Annotated in this window: 19 protein-coding genes; 17 read left to right on the forward strand and 2 right to left on the reverse strand. The window is 35.6% G+C overall.

The features are described 5' to 3' along the window. The first annotated feature begins 162 nt into the window (after window positions 1-162). The 5 genes from QNH24_RS11195 (at window position 163) to QNH24_RS11215 (ending at window position 3,623) form a co-directional block, all read left to right on the forward strand. Window positions 163-1,143 (forward strand): alpha/beta fold hydrolase, encoded by a 981-nt coding sequence (locus tag QNH24_RS11195; RefSeq protein ID WP_283872224.1) that lies wholly within the window; start codon window positions 163-165, stop codon window positions 1,141-1,143. Then, window positions 1,140-1,811 carry a response regulator transcription factor gene (locus tag QNH24_RS11200; RefSeq protein ID WP_283872226.1) on the forward strand — a complete coding sequence of 224 codons (672 nt, stop codon included), beginning with the start codon at window positions 1,140-1,142 and terminating at the stop codon, window positions 1,809-1,811. The genes QNH24_RS11195 and QNH24_RS11200 overlap by 4 nt, the downstream gene beginning before the upstream one ends. Next, window positions 1,808-2,803: a sensor histidine kinase gene (locus tag QNH24_RS11205; RefSeq protein WP_283872227.1), complete on the forward strand. Its 996-nt coding sequence runs from the start codon at window positions 1,808-1,810 to the stop codon at window positions 2,801-2,803. The genes QNH24_RS11200 and QNH24_RS11205 overlap by 4 nt, the downstream gene beginning before the upstream one ends. Before the next feature lie 117 nt (window positions 2,804-2,920). After that, on the forward strand, window positions 2,921-3,391 hold the full coding sequence (locus QNH24_RS11210) for a DUF2975 domain-containing protein (RefSeq protein ID WP_283872228.1): 471 nt from the start codon (window positions 2,921-2,923) through the stop codon (window positions 3,389-3,391). 10 nt (window positions 3,392-3,401) lie between these two features. Next, the gene (locus QNH24_RS11215) at window positions 3,402-3,623 is read left to right on the forward strand and encodes a helix-turn-helix domain-containing protein (protein ID WP_054771737.1); all 222 of its coding nucleotides are present in this window, start codon (window positions 3,402-3,404) and stop codon (window positions 3,621-3,623) included. 158 nt (window positions 3,624-3,781) lie between these two features. On the opposite strand, the gene QNH24_RS11220 is transcribed toward QNH24_RS11215, so the two are convergent. After that, window positions 3,782-4,639, reverse strand: a complete 858-nt coding sequence (locus tag QNH24_RS11220) for a LysR family transcriptional regulator (protein ID WP_283872229.1) — start codon at window positions 4,637-4,639, stop codon at window positions 3,782-3,784. A gap of 142 nt (window positions 4,640-4,781) precedes the next feature. Here QNH24_RS11220 and QNH24_RS11225 point away from each other — a divergent pair, with 142 nt between their 5' ends. The 9 genes from QNH24_RS11225 to QNH24_RS11265 all read left to right on the forward strand — a co-directional run bounded on the left by QNH24_RS11225 (window position 4,782) and on the right by QNH24_RS11265 (window position 12,038). Further along, a complete protein-coding gene (locus tag QNH24_RS11225) occupies window positions 4,782-5,969 on the forward strand; it encodes an MFS transporter (RefSeq protein WP_283872230.1) in 1,188 nt (395 codons plus the stop codon). Window positions 5,970-6,072: 103 nt separating this feature from the next. After that, the gene (locus QNH24_RS11230) at window positions 6,073-6,444 is read left to right on the forward strand and encodes an SRPBCC family protein (RefSeq protein ID WP_283872231.1); all 372 of its coding nucleotides are present in this window, start codon (window positions 6,073-6,075) and stop codon (window positions 6,442-6,444) included. Between the two features lie 112 nt (window positions 6,445-6,556). After that, a complete protein-coding gene (locus tag QNH24_RS11235; RefSeq protein WP_283872233.1) occupies window positions 6,557-7,090 on the forward strand; it encodes a sigma-70 family RNA polymerase sigma factor in 534 nt (177 codons plus the stop codon). Then, window positions 7,074-7,946, forward strand: a complete 873-nt coding sequence (locus QNH24_RS11240; protein WP_283872235.1) for a hypothetical protein — start codon at window positions 7,074-7,076, stop codon at window positions 7,944-7,946. The genes QNH24_RS11235 and QNH24_RS11240 overlap by 17 nt, the downstream gene beginning before the upstream one ends. 117 nt (window positions 7,947-8,063) lie before the next feature. Then, the gene (locus QNH24_RS11245; protein WP_283872236.1) at window positions 8,064-8,780 is read left to right on the forward strand and encodes a toast rack family protein; all 717 of its coding nucleotides are present in this window, start codon (window positions 8,064-8,066) and stop codon (window positions 8,778-8,780) included. A 201-nt stretch (window positions 8,781-8,981) separates the two neighbouring features. Next, window positions 8,982-9,524, forward strand: a complete 543-nt coding sequence (locus QNH24_RS11250) for a sigma-70 family RNA polymerase sigma factor (RefSeq protein ID WP_283872237.1) — start codon at window positions 8,982-8,984, stop codon at window positions 9,522-9,524. Then, on the forward strand, window positions 9,508-10,590 hold the full coding sequence (locus tag QNH24_RS11255; RefSeq protein ID WP_283872238.1) for a DUF4179 domain-containing protein: 1,083 nt from the start codon (window positions 9,508-9,510) through the stop codon (window positions 10,588-10,590). Before QNH24_RS11250 ends, QNH24_RS11255 begins: the two co-directional genes overlap by 17 nt. 89 nt (window positions 10,591-10,679) lie before the next feature. Continuing rightward, window positions 10,680-11,204, forward strand: coding sequence for a tubby C-terminal domain-like protein (locus QNH24_RS11260; protein ID WP_283872239.1), 525 nt, complete (start codon window positions 10,680-10,682; stop codon window positions 11,202-11,204). 345 nt (window positions 11,205-11,549) lie between these two features. Beyond that, window positions 11,550-12,038: a DinB family protein gene (locus tag QNH24_RS11265; protein WP_283872241.1), complete on the forward strand. Its 489-nt coding sequence runs from the start codon at window positions 11,550-11,552 to the stop codon at window positions 12,036-12,038. Between the two features lie 325 nt (window positions 12,039-12,363). On the opposite strand, the gene QNH24_RS11270 is transcribed toward QNH24_RS11265, so the two are convergent. Further along, window positions 12,364-13,275 (reverse strand): DMT family transporter, encoded by a 912-nt coding sequence (locus QNH24_RS11270; protein ID WP_283872242.1) that lies wholly within the window; start codon window positions 13,273-13,275, stop codon window positions 12,364-12,366. Between the two features lie 117 nt (window positions 13,276-13,392). Between QNH24_RS11270 and QNH24_RS11275 the strand changes: the two genes are divergently transcribed. The 3 genes from QNH24_RS11275 (at window position 13,393) to QNH24_RS11285 (ending at window position 16,871) form a co-directional block, all read left to right on the forward strand. Then, window positions 13,393-14,802, forward strand: coding sequence for an aminotransferase-like domain-containing protein (locus QNH24_RS11275; protein ID WP_283872244.1), 1,410 nt, complete (start codon window positions 13,393-13,395; stop codon window positions 14,800-14,802). A gap of 453 nt (window positions 14,803-15,255) precedes the next feature. Further along, window positions 15,256-15,693: a helix-turn-helix domain-containing protein gene (locus QNH24_RS11280; RefSeq protein WP_283872245.1), complete on the forward strand. Its 438-nt coding sequence runs from the start codon at window positions 15,256-15,258 to the stop codon at window positions 15,691-15,693. Continuing rightward, window positions 15,690-16,871 (forward strand): macrolide family glycosyltransferase, encoded by a 1,182-nt coding sequence (locus tag QNH24_RS11285; protein WP_283872247.1) that lies wholly within the window; start codon window positions 15,690-15,692, stop codon window positions 16,869-16,871. Before QNH24_RS11280 ends, QNH24_RS11285 begins: the two co-directional genes overlap by 4 nt. Window positions 16,872-17,166 lie beyond the last annotated feature (295 nt).

Genomic DNA, 17,166 nt, shown 5'->3' on the forward strand with positions numbered 1-17,166 from the left:
ATGAAAAAAATTTAAAACCGGTGAAATTTTACTGATCGTAAAATTTCACCGGCTTTTTAGTTTAGAGGAGGGTTTTGTCCCAGCCTCTTTTTTCTACAAAAATTAATCAGAAATTTATTTTTACTGTGTATCCTTTCAAGTAACAATTGAAAGGAGAATTGTATGAAAAAAGTTAAGAAAATTCTATTCTATGTAGGAGTGATTCTTTTACTTGGTATAGTCGCTATTTGTGTGTATCATCAAATTCAGCTACATAGAGAAGCAGTTATTTTAAAGAATAAGGGCAAAATGGTTGAGGTTGATCACCATAGAATCAATGTTTATAATGAGGGGCGTGGTAATGATACCTATGTCTTTATGGCAGGCTCTGGCATTGCTGCTCCTATGTATGAGATGAAAGGGCTTTATAGCAAATTCTCACAGGAGCATAAAATTGCTGTTATCGAAAGAGCAGGCTATGGACTTAGTGATATTACAGATGATAACCGAGATATTGATACTATATTAGAGCAAACGAGAGCAGCTCTTCTACAAAGTGGCAATAAGCCTCCTTATGTTTTAGTTCCACATTCAATCTCGGGTGTTGAAGCTATCTATTGGGCACAAAAACACCCTGAAGAAATTAAGGGCATTATTGCACTTGATATTGGTTTGCCAGGTCAATATGTGAAGCATAAAATGGGACAAATGGATACATGGATGATAAAGGGTATCAATCTATTAACGAAAATAGGCCTGCATCGTCTAACACCCTCGAAAGTTTATAACCCACAGGTAATAAGGCAATCCTTTTTAACAGAGGAAGAAAAAGCTATTTATCAAGCGTTGTCCTATAAACAATTTTTTAATAATAATATGAAGAATGAGCTATTACAAGTCTACGAAAATAGTTTACAATCAGAAAAGTTGCCAAAGCCTCAGAATACACCGATATTATTTATTGATGCCATTGCAGAGGAAAATAAATATACAGAACAAAATCGCAAGGATTACAGAAATTTTGCTGAGCAAATAAACTTGGCAGATGTGAAAGAAGTAAGAGGTACCCATAGCATTTATTTATATAAACCAGATGAGATTTATCAACTTGCTATGACATTTATGGAAGAGAAAGTAGACAGCAAAGAAAGGTCGATAAAATGAAGGGTTTTACCATTTTAATAGTAGAGGATGATCAAATGATTGGTCATTTACTGCAAAAAATTATCCAACGTGAAGGCTATGAGGTAGTATGGAAAACAAGCGGTAAGGATATAGGGCGTATTATCCATCAAATTGATTTAGTGATCATGGATATTATGCTACCTGGAGAGGATGGCTATCAGCTGACAACGTTTATTAAAGGCTTAGGCTTACCTATTCCTATTATCTTTCTGTCAGCTCGAAATGACATTGAGAGTAAGCTAGAGGGATTAACAGTTGGAGAAGATTATATGACAAAGCCCTTTGAACCGAGAGAGCTTCTTTTACGAATGCAAAAAATGCTCAAGCAGCATTATGGTTCTTTGACACAAATTCAGCACCTCTTGATTAATACAGAGCAGCGTAAGGTATTTAAGCATAATATTCATGAGGAGATTGTTTTAACTGCCATTGAGCGTAAAATCTTCTTTTATTTATTTGACAACCGAGATAGAGTGTTATCGAAGGATCATTTTTTTGACTACCTATGGCCACTGGAGGATCGAAATCATAATATCATCAATGTCCATATTAAAAAAATTAGAGCAAAAATGGATGATCCTACAGGTACTATACTTCAAAATATTTATGGGGAAGGGTATCGTTTAAATACCTATATACGACAATGACATTAAAAACAAAATATCGCTTTCTATTATTTTCTGCTATTATCAGTGTTCCAATTGTATTATTAGGAATAAGTGTATTGATGTCCATACTCTATGAGTTTGCCTTTAAAGCGAAAAATCAGGACACTCCATTTCATGAATCCTTTGCCTACCCAATAATGCTAGTTGTGTTCTTTTTATCACTATGTGTGTTAGCCTTTTTATTTTCGAAATCAATTAATTCATTGCTTACGAAAATTAACATGCTCCATCAAGTAATTCGTGACTTAGCAAGTGATGAAAGAACACCCCATACATTAGAAGTTAACAGTGAGGATGAAATAGGACAGCTTATCCAATCGGTCAATATTTTAATTGAACGAACTACCTATCGGGAACTAGAATTGGAGCAACAACAACGATTGCAAAAGGAGCTTCTTCAAAAGCTAAGACACGATATCAATACACCACTCACAGCGATTCGATTACAATTATTTTATGTAGAAGATTCCCTAAAGGACCAGCCAGATTTGGTAGAGTCATTAAATGAGCAGATTCACTATATTGCGAACTTAACAAATGAATTATCGTTTCAATCCATTGATACAGTGGAAAGCTCTTATATTATAAAAGAGGAAGTAAGTCTGCCGAAATTATTGGAGACAATGATAGACAAATGGCGCTATTTATTTACCATTCATTCAATCGAATTAAGCTTTCAACTAAATGTATCAGAATTATTGTGGATGAGTAATGAATTATGGTTACAGCGTTTATTTGATAATGTGTTTCAAAATACCTTAAAACATTCCAAAGCCACAAAGCTTATGGTTGTCATTGATAATGGAATGATTAAGATGATAGATAATGGGATTGGCTTTGAAAAAAACCACAAACATTGCGGATTAGGGTTACAGATTATCGAGGATATCGCTATGGTTCTTCAGCTACACTACACACTGGAATCAAGCAAAGCAGGTACATCATTTTGCTTTACCTCAAAGATGGAGTAATAAAATGTTTAGAAAAAAACAATAAAAACAAACTCTAAATCGATAATGATTTATTGTAAATCGATAAAAGTGGTGCTACAATCAAACTTACAATAAATCCGTGATGAGGTGTATTTGTTGAAACGTGAAACACTCTTTTTAAAGATCGCTGTTTTTCTAATGGGATTGCCAGTTCTTTCCTTATGTATTTTAGTGGTGCCTCGAGTGGCAATAAAAGCAGCACAGCATTTTCCAAAAACAACTTTATTCGCTGTCATTGTTGTCTATGCAACGGCAATCGCTTATTTTGTCGCCCTGTATACGACTATAAAACTTTTAAGCTATATTGATCAAAATATTGCTTTTTCAGAACGATCAGTCAAAGCTTTAATTACTATCAAATACTGTGCAATCATTATTAGTAGTCTATACGTGGTAGGCATGCCAATGATATACTATGTTGCGGAAGTAGATGATGCTCCTGGACTTATTATCATTGGTATGGTCATTATTTTTGCTTCCTTTATCGTGGCAGTCTTTGCTGCTGTGCTTCAAAAGCTCTTAAAAAATGCCATCGATATCAAATCAGAAAATGATTTAACGGTTTGAGGTGAATATTATGGCGATGATAATTAATATTGATGTAATGCTAGCTAAACGGAAAATGAGCGTAACAGAACTTTCAGAAAAGGTTGGCATCACGATGGCGAATCTATCTATTTTGAAAAATGGTAAAGCAAAGGCGATTCGATTTTCAACTTTAGAGGCGATTTGTGAGGCTTTGCAATGTCAGCCGGGGGATATTTTAGAATACAGGCGGAACGAAGATAATCAGGACTAAAGAAGAGCTTGGTCAAAAACCAAGCTCTTTTTGGTATTTGGTTCAAGTTGCTATGCATGTGATTTTCGCCGCTGCATTAAAAAGATGGCTAGTTCCATGAGGTAAAACAATTGCAAGAGCATAGCCACGTTAAGGTATGCGGTATGCCCTTGCAATTGTCAACTGGCTTCAAGTAAAGACTCAATAATCTTTTTTAATTGATGAATGGGTGAGTGCTGCTGATTATTCTTTTTATAAATAAAGACCGTTTCAATAACTTTATTGAGCCCTTTTAAATCGTAAAAGTGAATGTTTGAATAATTATAAAGGTGAATTAATTTTGTATTTAAAACAGCAATTGTATTGTCTATTTGTAGAAAATCGAGAATACTGCTGACGGATTTAATTTCTTTGATAGTAAAAGGAATGTTCTCATTTTTTAGCCATTCCGACATTGCATGTGAATACATGCAACCTTTACTTAGCACAAGCAATGTTACAGGTGTACGCCGCTGAAAATCAATTAGCTGCTTATTATTCGAAATCACTTCAAATGTTTCTGTAGCAATCAGGTCATAGTTTAAGTCAGGATAATGTTTAATCGGATTACTTGTTAGTGCACAATCCATCTCGGAATTGTGTACTTTTTGATTTAATGATGTACTGGATTCAACTGTGAAATCTACATCGATCTGGCTATTATTGGTCTGGAGTGCGTTCATAATGGATGCACCATAAATTTTGATTGTCGTATGAGAAGTGCCGAAGTGGATGGTGGTTTGGGCTGGTCCAATAGCTTGTAAAAACTCCTCATACTCTTGTGCAACTAGCTTTAAGAAATGTAAATATCGCATACCTACATCTGTAATTTTTAAGCCTTGAGTTGTTCGTTTAAAAACCTCTTGTCCAATTTCTGCCTCCATTTTCTTCACTTTTGATGTTAATGCTGATTGTGTGTAATTCGTCATTTCAGCGGATTTACTTAAATTCTGCCTCTCCAATAGCTCAATTTTTAAGGCAATTTCTTCTCTATTCATATCTGTTGTCACACACCTATTAAATATTTTGATAGACCCTATCATTTTCCTCCATTTTACGCATATGAGTAACGGGCGTAAACTTTAGGTAAATAAAATTATACTGCACAAATAAAGAAGTGTAATGCTTTTGGAGGGTTTTATGCATACATATTTTAAATGGGTTATCTTACTAGTGGCTACGCTTTCACAAACAGCAGCAACGTTTGTCACATATGGAATGGGGCCAATTGCCACGTTTTATCAAATTGAATGGCATTTATCATCTTTCGAAACAGGGCTGATTGTTTCAGCCGTCAATATAGGTCCAATTTTCTCGATGCTCATTTTTGGCTACTTGATGGATAAAAAAGGAGAAAAGCAAATTATCGGTTGGGGCTCCATATTATTAGGGCTGTCAGCATTACTACTTGTCTCTGTTAACAATTATACGACATTACTTCTTGTATTAGTAGTTGTCGGAATCTGGTATGGTAGTGCACAAACTGGGGGTAGTACGGCCATTGTGAAATGGTTTCCAGACAAACATAGAGGGCTGGCGATTGGCATTCGTCAAACAGGAATCCCAATTGGTGGTGCCTTAGCATCGACTGTTCTAACGTATATGTACAATCATTTTTATCTATCCTCAGTTCACCTTATGCAAGGTATTGTAGCAATAGCTGGTGGTCTACTATTTTTATTGATATATCAAGAACCTAAAAATCATATAGAGGTAGCAGGCTCATCTTTTACATTTAGTGATAAAATCAAGGCCATAAAAAATAATAAAGACCTATATCCTATTTATATAGTAGGAATTGTAATGATGACCTTACAAATGATTCTTATCGCCCACTTCATGGGATACTTACATGAGGAAGGGGATTATTCATTAACAGAGGCAGGTTTTTATTTAAGCCTTGTTTTGCTTGGTGGGATGATAGGGAGAGTAGGTCTTGCGTGGATTAGTGACCAATTTGCACAAAAGCGTGAACAATTATTAATCTTAGTGATGTTAAGTACGGTAATATTTGCTATAAGTTTACCACTCATTCTACATTTCAAAAACTTGATGATTATTTATTGCTTTTTATTCGGGTTTATAGCACTTGGTTGGTATTCTTTGTTCATCACATGTGTAACAGAAAAATCCAATCCACATTATGTTGGCTTAACTGTGAGTGCAGCTTTAACCATCAATCAACTATTTATTGTGATTGCACCATCCTTATACGGCTTTATGGTCACTATTTTGTCAAGTCATCAGCTAGCAATGGACAGTATAGCAGGAATCGTTGTACTCGGTGCATTGAATTTATATAGGTCTACCAATAAAACTTGTGATTAATTGGGAATTGATATAAACAGAGATAACGTCTTTGTTGTTATCCATTCCATTAATGGGATAAAATGGTGTAAAGAAGAATGAGTTGTAAATGGAGGCGTCATGAATGAAAGAAAATAGTTCGATTTGGATTGATGCAAGTATTGATAAAATTTGGCAAGCTATAACGGATGAACAACAGTTGTCACAATGGTATGCTCCAGGCTCTACATGGAAGATTCCATCATTGGTGGCCGGTGAAAAAATAATCTTTACATTAATGCCAAATGCTCATAATGGACTAACTGAAAAATTACCGATAATATTGACGATCAAAAATATCATACAGAATCAGGAATTTTCGTTTTTCTTAGATGTAGAAGAAACCTTGATTGCCATTTTATTAGAGGAAGCACAAAAAGGCACTACTGTTGCGATAAATATGAGTGGCTATGAGCCATCACTCGCCAATTTAAAAGCCTTAGTGGAAGGAAATTAAATAGAAGACTAATCAAGTTTCATGAAATTTTATTTTTCATGAAACTTTTTCGTTAGTCGAGGGTCTAACTATAAATGCTTCTCAAGAAAGTGGAGCGAGGGGGATGGTAAAGGTGATAAAAGAGCAAAAAGATGCTCATCTATCTCGTGCTATGACAACTTATGGCGATTATTTATTGCGCATATGTTATACATATGTGAAAAATTGGACCGTGGCGGAGGACTTAGTTCAAGATACATTCGTTAAATATTACGAAAGAATGGAGCAATTTCGAGAGGAAGCTTCTGTTAAAACCTATTTATATCGTATAGCCATTAATAATTGTCATAGTTATCTTTCAAGCTGGCGCTATAAAAAAATTCAAGTCATTGATTTCTGGGGCAAATTCATAAGCCTTTCTGACATCCCGGAGAGGGAAGTACTTGAAAATGAAGCGGAGGCAATGCTTGTTGCATCCATCGAGCAACTGCCAATTAAATATAAAGATGTCCTACTATTATTTCATTTTGCTGAGTTTTCATTAAAGGAAATTGCGAATCTGTTAAAGCTACCTGAAAATACCGTTAAGTCAAGACTAAGGCGAGCGCGTCAAATGGTTGGACTAATACTTATGGAGGAGGGATTTGAATATGGATCAGATTCGTAGTGCCATGAACAATTTGTATAAGGATGCTACATTTTCTCAGGAGCAACAGCTAAAAACCTTCCAAAAAATCAATGAAAAAACAACTAGAAAGTCGTTTATGCCCCTTATTCTTACCATCTTCATTACAGGGTGTCTTTTGTTTGGTTTGAAGACAATGCTTGAACAGCATGACAATGTTATACAATCCGCCTCAGCGGTAATTTATCCAGAAAGGTCTGGTGTGGTGAAAGATTATACTGCATTACAACGACCTTGGATGGTAGTCGGGTTAATTTCGAGCATGTTATTATTTATCCTTGCCTTATTGGCTATCAAGAAAAAATGGTATTGGCGATTACTACTATGTATCATTATCATTATTGCCATTTTGGGGAATATGTCTGAACGAATTGGAGATCGTGTTTACGTACAAAATGAAGCGGAAATTCAACAGGCAATACAGTGGGGTCCTTTCCAACCCAATACCATGACAATGCATGATACATTAACGATACCCCCTTATAGAATAGGCTATTTTTCAAGGGGAAAAATAAAGGGTATTTCAATTTTCAAGCATGATGGAAAAGGGTATGCATTAGAGTATAATATACAAAGTGAATTAGATTATATGAATATCATTTATTTTCGAGAAAGCCACTTTATTGTTATACCTTTATTGGCAAATCATCATATCGAAAAATTAGTAATAAACACTGGATCAAAGCGTATGGAGATAGCCATTGATTCGAATGGTGCGCAATTAGTGCCAGTGGAATTAGAGGCGACCGTAACTCCTTCACAGCTAATAATCGATGCTTTTGATCATGATGGAAATCAATTTTCTCCTTACAAATCTTTAGATATTTTCTCGTATTGAATGAGTCTTTACTACGTCTCAGGTCTTAGACGAATTTAAAGCGGAGGGTCGTTTTTATTATTTTGTATTCCTATATAATGAATTTATTGGTAAATTATATAGTGGGAGGAAATAAAATTGAAAAAAATTATTGGAATTGGTGTCATGATGGGTGCTTCGTTATTACTTTTATCGGGATGCTCCTCAGTTTTCCCAGAAAAAACCAGAGATGAAACGCTCCTTGTGGAAAAGGATAAAGCAGAAAAGTTAGAGGTTGATATCAATCTTGGTGTAGGAGAATTAATTGTTAAAAAGGGCGCCAAGGATTGGGTTGAAGGTACCGCTCAATATAATATTAAAAAATTGGCGCCACAGGTACATTATAATTTAAATGGTAAGACAGGTAATGTAGAAATTGAGCATAAAGGCTCAAAGAACATTCGTCTTGGAAAAATGAAAAATACATGGGATATCGAACTAAATGAGGATATTCCAATGGATCTCTCTATTGAAACAGGTGCCTCAACAGCAGAGCTTGATTTGCGAGGCCTGCAGCTTGAAAATTTAGATATTGAAACGGGTGTTAGTGATTTACTTGTGGATTTAAGTGGTGATTGGAAAAAAAGCTTCGAAACGAACATTGAAACAGGCGTTGGTGCAACTACTGTCATTTTACCATCAACGGTTGGGGTAAAACTAACAACAGAAGAGGGAATAGGTTCTTCGAGCATAGAAGGCTTAATTTCAAAAGGTAAGGGTGTCTATGTCAATGAAGCCTATGAAAAAGCTGATGTTGTATTAGAGGTCAACTCTGAAATTGGTGTTGGTGATGTAACCTTTAAATTAGATAAATAAAGATTAGTAGACTACTTTAGGTGCGGTAGTCTACTTTTTTGATTCTCGAGAAAAGAGAAGGATAGATGAGCCGAACTGATGGATAAAAGCATCAAAGTGAAGGATAGAAGAACCAAACTGCCAGATAGAAAAAAGAAATTAATGAAAGTGAAACCTTTTACGTTAGTGAATGACTCTAAGTATTGAAAGGAGGGAAGCAGCATGGAACATGATATTTCTATCGTCCAACAGGCTATTGCAGGGGATAAGGAAGCATTTGAGCAGCTACTTATTTTAGAGGAAGAAAAGCTATTTTATACCGCGCTTTCTTATGTTGGCCAAAAGGAAGATGCTTTGGATGCAATTCAAGAGGCAGCATGTAAAGCCTATTTAAGTGTTAGCCAATTAAAGCAACCGGAATTTTTCTCCACATGGCTTTTTCGCATTTTAATCCATGAATGCTACCGCTTACTAAAAAAGGGCCAAAAAATGATTCCTTATGAAGAAAGTGAATTATTAAATCGTTTACAGCATAAAGAAAATGTCGTGGTGAATCCAATCGACCTATCAGAAGCCATAAAGCAATTAAACCATTCTCAGCAAATGGCCATTATTTTATTCTATTATTACGATTTGCCGATGAAAGATATTTCAGAGGTAATGGAAAAGCCTGTTAGCACCATTAAAACGTATCTACATCGTGGAAAAAAACAATTGAAGCGAGAATTAGAAAGGAGTGTAACGTTCAATGAAAAAGTCATTTGATGCGACTGAATTCTCTAGGGAAGAGGTACGAGCAGCGATTGCAAAGGGCATACAACAAGCAGAGGAGCAAGCAAATATGAAACAAACACCTTTACAAATGAAAAGAAAAAGTAAACGTAAACCATTATTATATGTAGCAAGTGCAGCAGCTGCATTTAGTATTATGGTTGGTTCCGCCGCATATGTATCACCAACTTTCGCAAGTACATTATCACAGCTACCAATCGTTGGATCGGTATTCAGTAACTATGACTTTCTCGGGCTAAAACAAGTTAGTGAACAAGGTTTAACAAGCCTTATTGGAGAAAAGCATACAATCAATGGTATATCTGTAACGATAGACGAAGTCCTTTATGACGAATCTAATATTACGGTTGGATATACAATTGATTCTGAAAAGGAATTAAGTATTGAATACTTCGGGGCAGGACTGGAATTTACTATTAATGGTGCAAACCCTGTAGCGAGTTCTGCAAGCTTTGGTAAAAAAGTTGTAGGTCCAACAGTTCAAACAGTTATTGCAAGATTTGATGTAAAGGACCAAATGCCGGATTCCTTTAAAATGGGCTTAATGTTAGAAGGTAAAGAAGGAGAGAAATGGGAATTTACCGTTCCTGTTAAAAAGATTACGAATACTATTTATGTTCCAGTTAATTATCAGCAACAAGCAGAAGGCATTCAACTCGATGTGTCTAAAATTTCATTAAGCCCGTCAGGTATAGCACTTGACTATAAAGCTACTGAAAAGGGTACAATTGATAATCCACAAGTAGGTGCATCGTTTATAGAGTTCCGTATTACCGATCAGAATGGCAAGGAGATTACATCACATTCAGGTGGGGGAGAAGGTCATTTCGATAATGATGTATGGAATTTTAGCAGCATTAAATCCTTTGACCCGATTTCAGACGATGTTCAACAATTAACGATTACCCCTTATTTAGCACTTCCGTCAGGCGGAGGTGGTGTACAAGGTGTGGAAACAAAAATACCATTTGATAGGTCAGCACTAAAAGAAGTGAACTTCCAATCATTCACAGTAGATGTACCTAAGCAAACTAAATAAACATTCAAGCGTCAAATACAACCTTTTGTATTTGGCGCTTATTTTGTGATAGCTTAAAGAGAGCAATAGTAATGAAGGAGCGAATATTATTGAAGATTTATACATACAAACAACCAGCGGCGATTGAATCAACTGAGTCAGTAGCAATATTAAATGAAGCGGGTGAAGTATCGTCTACTGTTCAACGTGTTTATTCCAATGGATTGAAAAAAGCATTTGATCGTACAATGGATTACCGCTATTTTGTGCGGTTTGATGTCAATGATGTGGCTGGTAAGCCTCTTTTTACATGTAAAAAGGTGTCCCGTCGTGGGCGCGTGCATTTTCAAGGGAAGGATTGCGTCACAGGCAAAGAATATATGATTGCCTATGAAGGCTGGCAAATCATGATTCCTGATTTAATCATTACAGATGGCTCCCAAAAGATTAAGCTCAACAAAGAAATGGAAGACTGGTCTGTATTTTCTCTTGAAGATCAACCGATTGCACGCTGGCAGGCAATTCTTCATGAAACACATTTTGATATTACACTTCATATTGAAGGCAGCAGCCCGATCCAGCATGAAGCCTTTTTTATAGCAATTGGACAGGCTGTGTTGTTTGTTGGCGCTTAGGATGTCGATAAAACGAAAAAGTTAGGCGATAAATCTAAATAATAGGGCGATAAACTGAAAAATAAGTGTGATAAATAAAAAAGCAGGCCCTCCAAACAGTTTTATTAAAAGTCAAGTTTTAATTTTTTATACGTGTTTTAACAACAACAGAATATAATGTTACACATTATGATTGTTCAAGACGGAATCCAACAGGGTTTCGTCTTTTTATTCCGCAATCGGGCCAGATTGTGGAGTAAGGGAGGTAATCAGATGGTTCATCTCGAAATTATTAGTTATGCCAAAACAACACGCCCCAAATGAATATTGAACAAAGGGATTATATATGATTGGAGGGAATAGAAAATGGATGTAAGGACACTTTTGTTACAACAATGGGCAAGCTGCTTAGATAAAGAAGACTGGTTTCCACCACTTGACAAAGTACTAGAGAATATTACTTTGGAACAGGCAATTTGGAAACCAGTTGAGGGGGCACATTCCATTTGGGAATTAGTTTGTCATTTACTTTTCTATGAAAAGAGAATTCTGTTACGCTTTCTTGGTGAAACAGCAAATGAACCAAAGGCAGAAAATAATGACGCTACATATCGATTACCAACTGAGACCTTTCCAAATTGGAAGGAAACAAAACAAGAATACTTTTCTGTTCATCGTGAACTTGAAAAAATACTAGCAAAATCAGAACTAGAAGATTTGTATAGACCTATTCCCGATGACAATCCATTAGTGCTTGAACTGAAGAGTTTAGCAATGCACAACGCATATCATATTGGGCAAATTGTATTCCTCAGTAAAATGCAAGGAGCCTGGGCAGGGAAACGCAGCTTTTAAAAAAGCTTCATTAGCTTTACAGTTATTCCATTAACGGGCGCATTTCTTTAATAAGGAATGTGTCTTTTCCGTTTAAGGGCCAGATTGTTGATTAACATTTTCATTGGATATTATTGTTGAAATATAGAGCAAGATAAAGATTAACTCCATTTTGATCAATCTTTTTTCAAAATGGAGTCTTTGCATTTGCTGATAAATAAAGTCTGAAGGTTATTTTTTTATGGATCGAAGAATTAAAAATGACAACATGAATAGAGTGTTACTGCTCTCATACATTTTGTCATCAATCTGAAGTGATCCAAACAAATTGATTAATTATTGATCACTAGTTTAAACTTTGAGCATTGTTATTTTCTTTAATCATTTCTTCTTTTTTTATGTTTGCAATAAATACACCTATTAAAGTAATTAAGCCCCCAGTTACTGCAGAAAATTGTGGAACTTCACCAAGCCAGATCCATGCGATAAGAAATGCAAAAACAGAGGTTAAATAAAGTGTACTTGTTGCTTCAGCTGCTCCAGTTCGTGAGGTAACATAAGCTAGAGTAAAATAAGGAATGATTGTTGGAAAGATTCCAAGATACAAAATGACTAATGTTGTATTTAACGGGGCAGCCATAATTGCTTCACTTAGGCCAGGTGAGAAAAGTAGCATAAAAAATGTACCTGACCAAATTGCGTACATCGTAAAGGGAATAGCCCCATACTTTTTTAGATATCGATGTTGAAAAACAAAATAAATACTTTCTGAAAGGGATGCTATTAAAACGATAATAACCCCAGAATTAAGTGAAAAACTTTCATTTGAATCTCCAACAGAAATAAATGCTACACCACAAAGACCAATAAGTGAACCAAGCCATCCCCATAATCCAAGCTTCTCACGATAAAAGAATACAGCTAACAAAGCAGTGAATATCGGAGTTGTTGAAACAAGTAAACTCGCAATCCCAGCACTAATCGTTTGCTCTCCATAATTTAGTGCTACTTGATACACGGTGAAACCTGAAAAGCCAAGTAATAAAATAATAGGGATATCTTTTAACTCAGGCAAAGGGGTTTTTGTAATAACTGCTATGATGATTAAGACAAATGAGCCGACTAATAATCGAAAAAGTGATATATGTTCAGGCGAATAGGCTGACAATGCAACTCGTATTCCTGGAAAAGCTGATGCCCATAAAATGATTGTTACCAAATGAGCAGAAATAATCTTAAAATCAAATTTTTTAAACATGAATACACCTCTTATCCAACCAATTAAATTTATGTTTTCAATATTAATAGGTTTTTGCTAAAACTTCTCCAACCGGTTAAAATAAAAAAAACCAACCAGTTAGAAGAGGGATTACAAATGAAAAAACCAAAATATCAATTGATTATTGATTTTATAAAAGAAAAAATTGCTAAAGGGGAGTGGGCGATCGGAAGTCCCATACCAAGTCAACGTAATTTGGCAAAACAGTTTGAGGTTAATCGTAGTACAGTCATAACGGCGTTAGAGGAGCTGATGGCAGAAGGGCTACTAGAAGGTAAAGCTGGGAAGGAAACAGTCGTCACCAATAATACTTGGACTTTGATGGGGGCAAAATCATCGACTAACTGGAATGAAAACGTCACTTTAGGCATTCATAAACCCAGTGTATCTATGGTGCAGGAGATTAACGAGGCTGAATCGAATACGAATCTTATTCAATTGAGTAAGGGGGAGCTATCACCAGAAATGTTCCCCTTAGAAGAGATGAAATTCATCGTTCAAAAGATATCGAATCAATTGACCTCGTTTGGCTATGAAGAGCCAAAAGGAAATATAAATTTACGACAAGCCATTAGTGACTATTTAAAGGTAAGGGGTATCGAAGCATCACCTTCGTCCATTCTCGTAGTTTCAGGTGCGATCCAAGCTTTACATTTAATTTCAATTGGATTACTAAAAAGAGGTTCTACGGTATTGCTAGAGATGCCGTCCTATCTTTACTCGTTGACTGTTTTTGAGTCTGCGGGGATGGAGTTGCAAGGATTAGCGATGGACAAGGAGGGGCTAATCATTGATTCAATTTATTTGACAAAGGAAAAAGGAAAAAATATTTTATATACGATTCCAACCTTTCATAATCCTACAGGCGCCTTAATGCAAGAAAAGAGACGAGAGAAATTAATTGCCTATTGTGAAAGAGAGCAGCTGCCAGTTATAGAAGATGATGTGTACCACGATTTATGGATTGATAACCCACCACCTAAACCACTAAAAGCAAGGGACCTTTATGGAAATGTATTATATGTTGGGAGTTTATCAAAAACCCTTAGTCCAGGATTACGAATTGGCTGGATAGTTGGCTCGGAGTCAGTTATTAATCGATTAGCGGATTTAAAAATGCAATCCGATTATGGATCAAGTACTCTTTCCCAGCTCGTTGCCGCAGAGTGGTTATCTAGTAATTTCTATGATAGTCATCTTGATAAAGTAAGAGAACAACTTAGGATTCGTAGAAAAGTTGCTTTAGATGCACTGGATAAATATTTGAGTCCTTATGCTACGTGGGACATCCCAAAAGGTGGATTGTTCATATGGGTAAAAATAAAACCCGAATTCAAAGTAAAAAGGCTATTTGAAAAAGCATTTTCCAACAATATTCTTCTAAATCCCGGTAGTATTTATGCTGAAAAGTCAGGACAGTTTATACGAATCTCTTATGGGTATGCTTCACTCGATGAAATAAAAGTAGGCATCTTCAAATTAAGTGAAATAATAAAAATGAAATAGATATAATACTTTAATTATCTAGTGAATTAAATCGTTCTCTGAATTTGAAATAAAAACAAATTATTAAATATTAGACAAATAAAATATATTTGGTTGAAAAACAAGGTAATGCATTTTATTAATTCAACGTCGAGGTGTTTTTTCTACGATATCAAACTAAGTTAGTTTCATTGTAGAAATTTGGAGAGTTGAATGTTTTAGTAACAATAAAGTTGTTAAGTTTACAATAAAGTCATTAAAAAATATTAAAACTGTTTATTCAACAATCGGGCGCAATTTTAGAGTAGGGATTGCGCTTCTTCTTTAAGAATCGGGCCAGATAATTGAATAAGCATCAAATATGGATATGCTTGTATGAATATTTGCCACAATATTTAACAAGAAATGTTATGAACTGTTGATAGATTTCTCCTTAAATCCTCTATATTATTAAAATACAAGGAGATGAAAAACATGATTGGTATGAATATTCGTGTTTTGCGTAAAAGGCATAAACTAAGTCAAGAACAATTGGCTGAAAAGGTAAACGTATCACGGCAGACCATAGCGAAATGGGAAAACGAGGAAGCTCTACCAGATATTTATAAATGTAAGATACTCGGTGATATTTTTCAAGTAACCGTAGATCAATTATCTCGCAATATGAATGAAGAAGAAGCAAACCAGATCAGTCCTAAAGGGAAGCAGTTCTTTGGTGTTGTGAAGGTAGGAGAACGCGGACAGATTGTAATTCCAAAACAGGCACGTGAAATGTATCAGATACATGCAGGTGATAAACTGGTTGTTTTGGGAGAGGATGAAACAAAAGGAATTGCTGTCTTAAAAAGTGACGACTTCCTAGAATTTGCAGAGATGATTCGAAATGCGGAATCGAAGGATGAGGTCGAATGAGTAAAATCGTCTTTTTTTCGTTACCCGCACATGGTCATACTAACCCAACTATTCCGGTAGTAACCGAATTAATAAAGAAAGGTCATCAAGTTTGGTATTATTCCTTTTTAGAATTTCAGGAAAAAATAGAAGACACTGGTGCTTTATTTATGGCTTGTGATGAATTCTTACCTAAAGTTTCACATAAAGAATTGGACCATAAGGTTGGCAAAGATTTTGCAACATTGATTGAAGTGGCAGCGGATACAACGATTGCTTTGGATAAAAAGGTGTGTAAAGAATTAAGGGAAATTCAGCCAGACTGCATTGTATCTGACTCTTTATGTATTTGGGGAAAATTATTTGCTGAGAAACTAGGAATTCCATATATTTGTTCGACTACTTCGTTTGCCTTTAATCAGTATACAGCAAAATTAATGAAGCGGGGTTTCATGGAAGTCTGGAGAATGATTGTAGGTATGCGGAGGATTAACAGAAAAATTAAACTATTAAACGATTATGGTTATCGAGTAGAGAATTTTGTATCGTTAGTTCAAAATGATAATGAAACGGACACCATTGTTTACACGTCGAAAGAATTTCAGCCGATGGCGGATACCTTTTCTGAGCGCTATGCCTTTGTTGGACCATCCATAAGGCAGTCTGTACCGATACAGAATGATAAAAGAGTTAGAAAAGTAATCTACATCTCTCTTGGAACTATACTAAATCAGAATCAGGATTTTTACCAAAACTGTCTCAAAGCATTTGGAAAGACAGACTATGATGTTGTGATGTCAGTTGGCGAAAAAACTGAGATTTCGTCTCTTGATAGCGTACCAGAAAATTTCATAGTGAAAAACGCTGTGGATCAGATCTCGGTATTACAGAAAGCAGATGTATTTATTACCCACTGCGGGATGAATAGTACGAATGAAAGTCTATATTTTGGAGTTCCAATGGTTTTATTTCCGCAACATAGCGAACAAAGAATGGTAGCTGACCGAGTTGCCCAGCTCGGTGCAGGATTAAAACTTAATAGAAAAAATCCAAAGTATTTAGCAACAGCGGTAGCTGAAGTGCTTACAAATCGAGCATATCAGGAAGAAGCGCAGAAACTGTCAGAAAGCTTTAGGAAAGCTGGTGGTGCGTTAGAAGCTGCCAATGTGATCCTGAGCAAAATTGGAGAGAAATCTTAACGGCTTTGTATTCTGCAAAAGATTATATATCTTAACAAAACTTTAACGATCGGGCGCGATTGTGAAGCAACACAGGTAGAAATTAATCAAACTTTTTTATAGAAACCAAACTCAAGTCTATTGAAAAAGAATCCATTTTGAACAATCTTTTTTCGAAAATGGATTCTTTTCATTTATCGTCAAATGTAGCTTACGGGGTATTTTTAAACAAACCTTATTCGAATGGAACTATATATAGCATCACTTCTTAATGCTTTACCTGCATATTGGAAATAATAAGGCATAGGTGTAGGGA

This window comes from Lysinibacillus pakistanensis (assembly GCF_030123245.1).
GTDB classification, from domain to species: domain Bacteria; phylum Bacillota; class Bacilli; order Bacillales_A; family Planococcaceae; genus Lysinibacillus; species Lysinibacillus pakistanensis.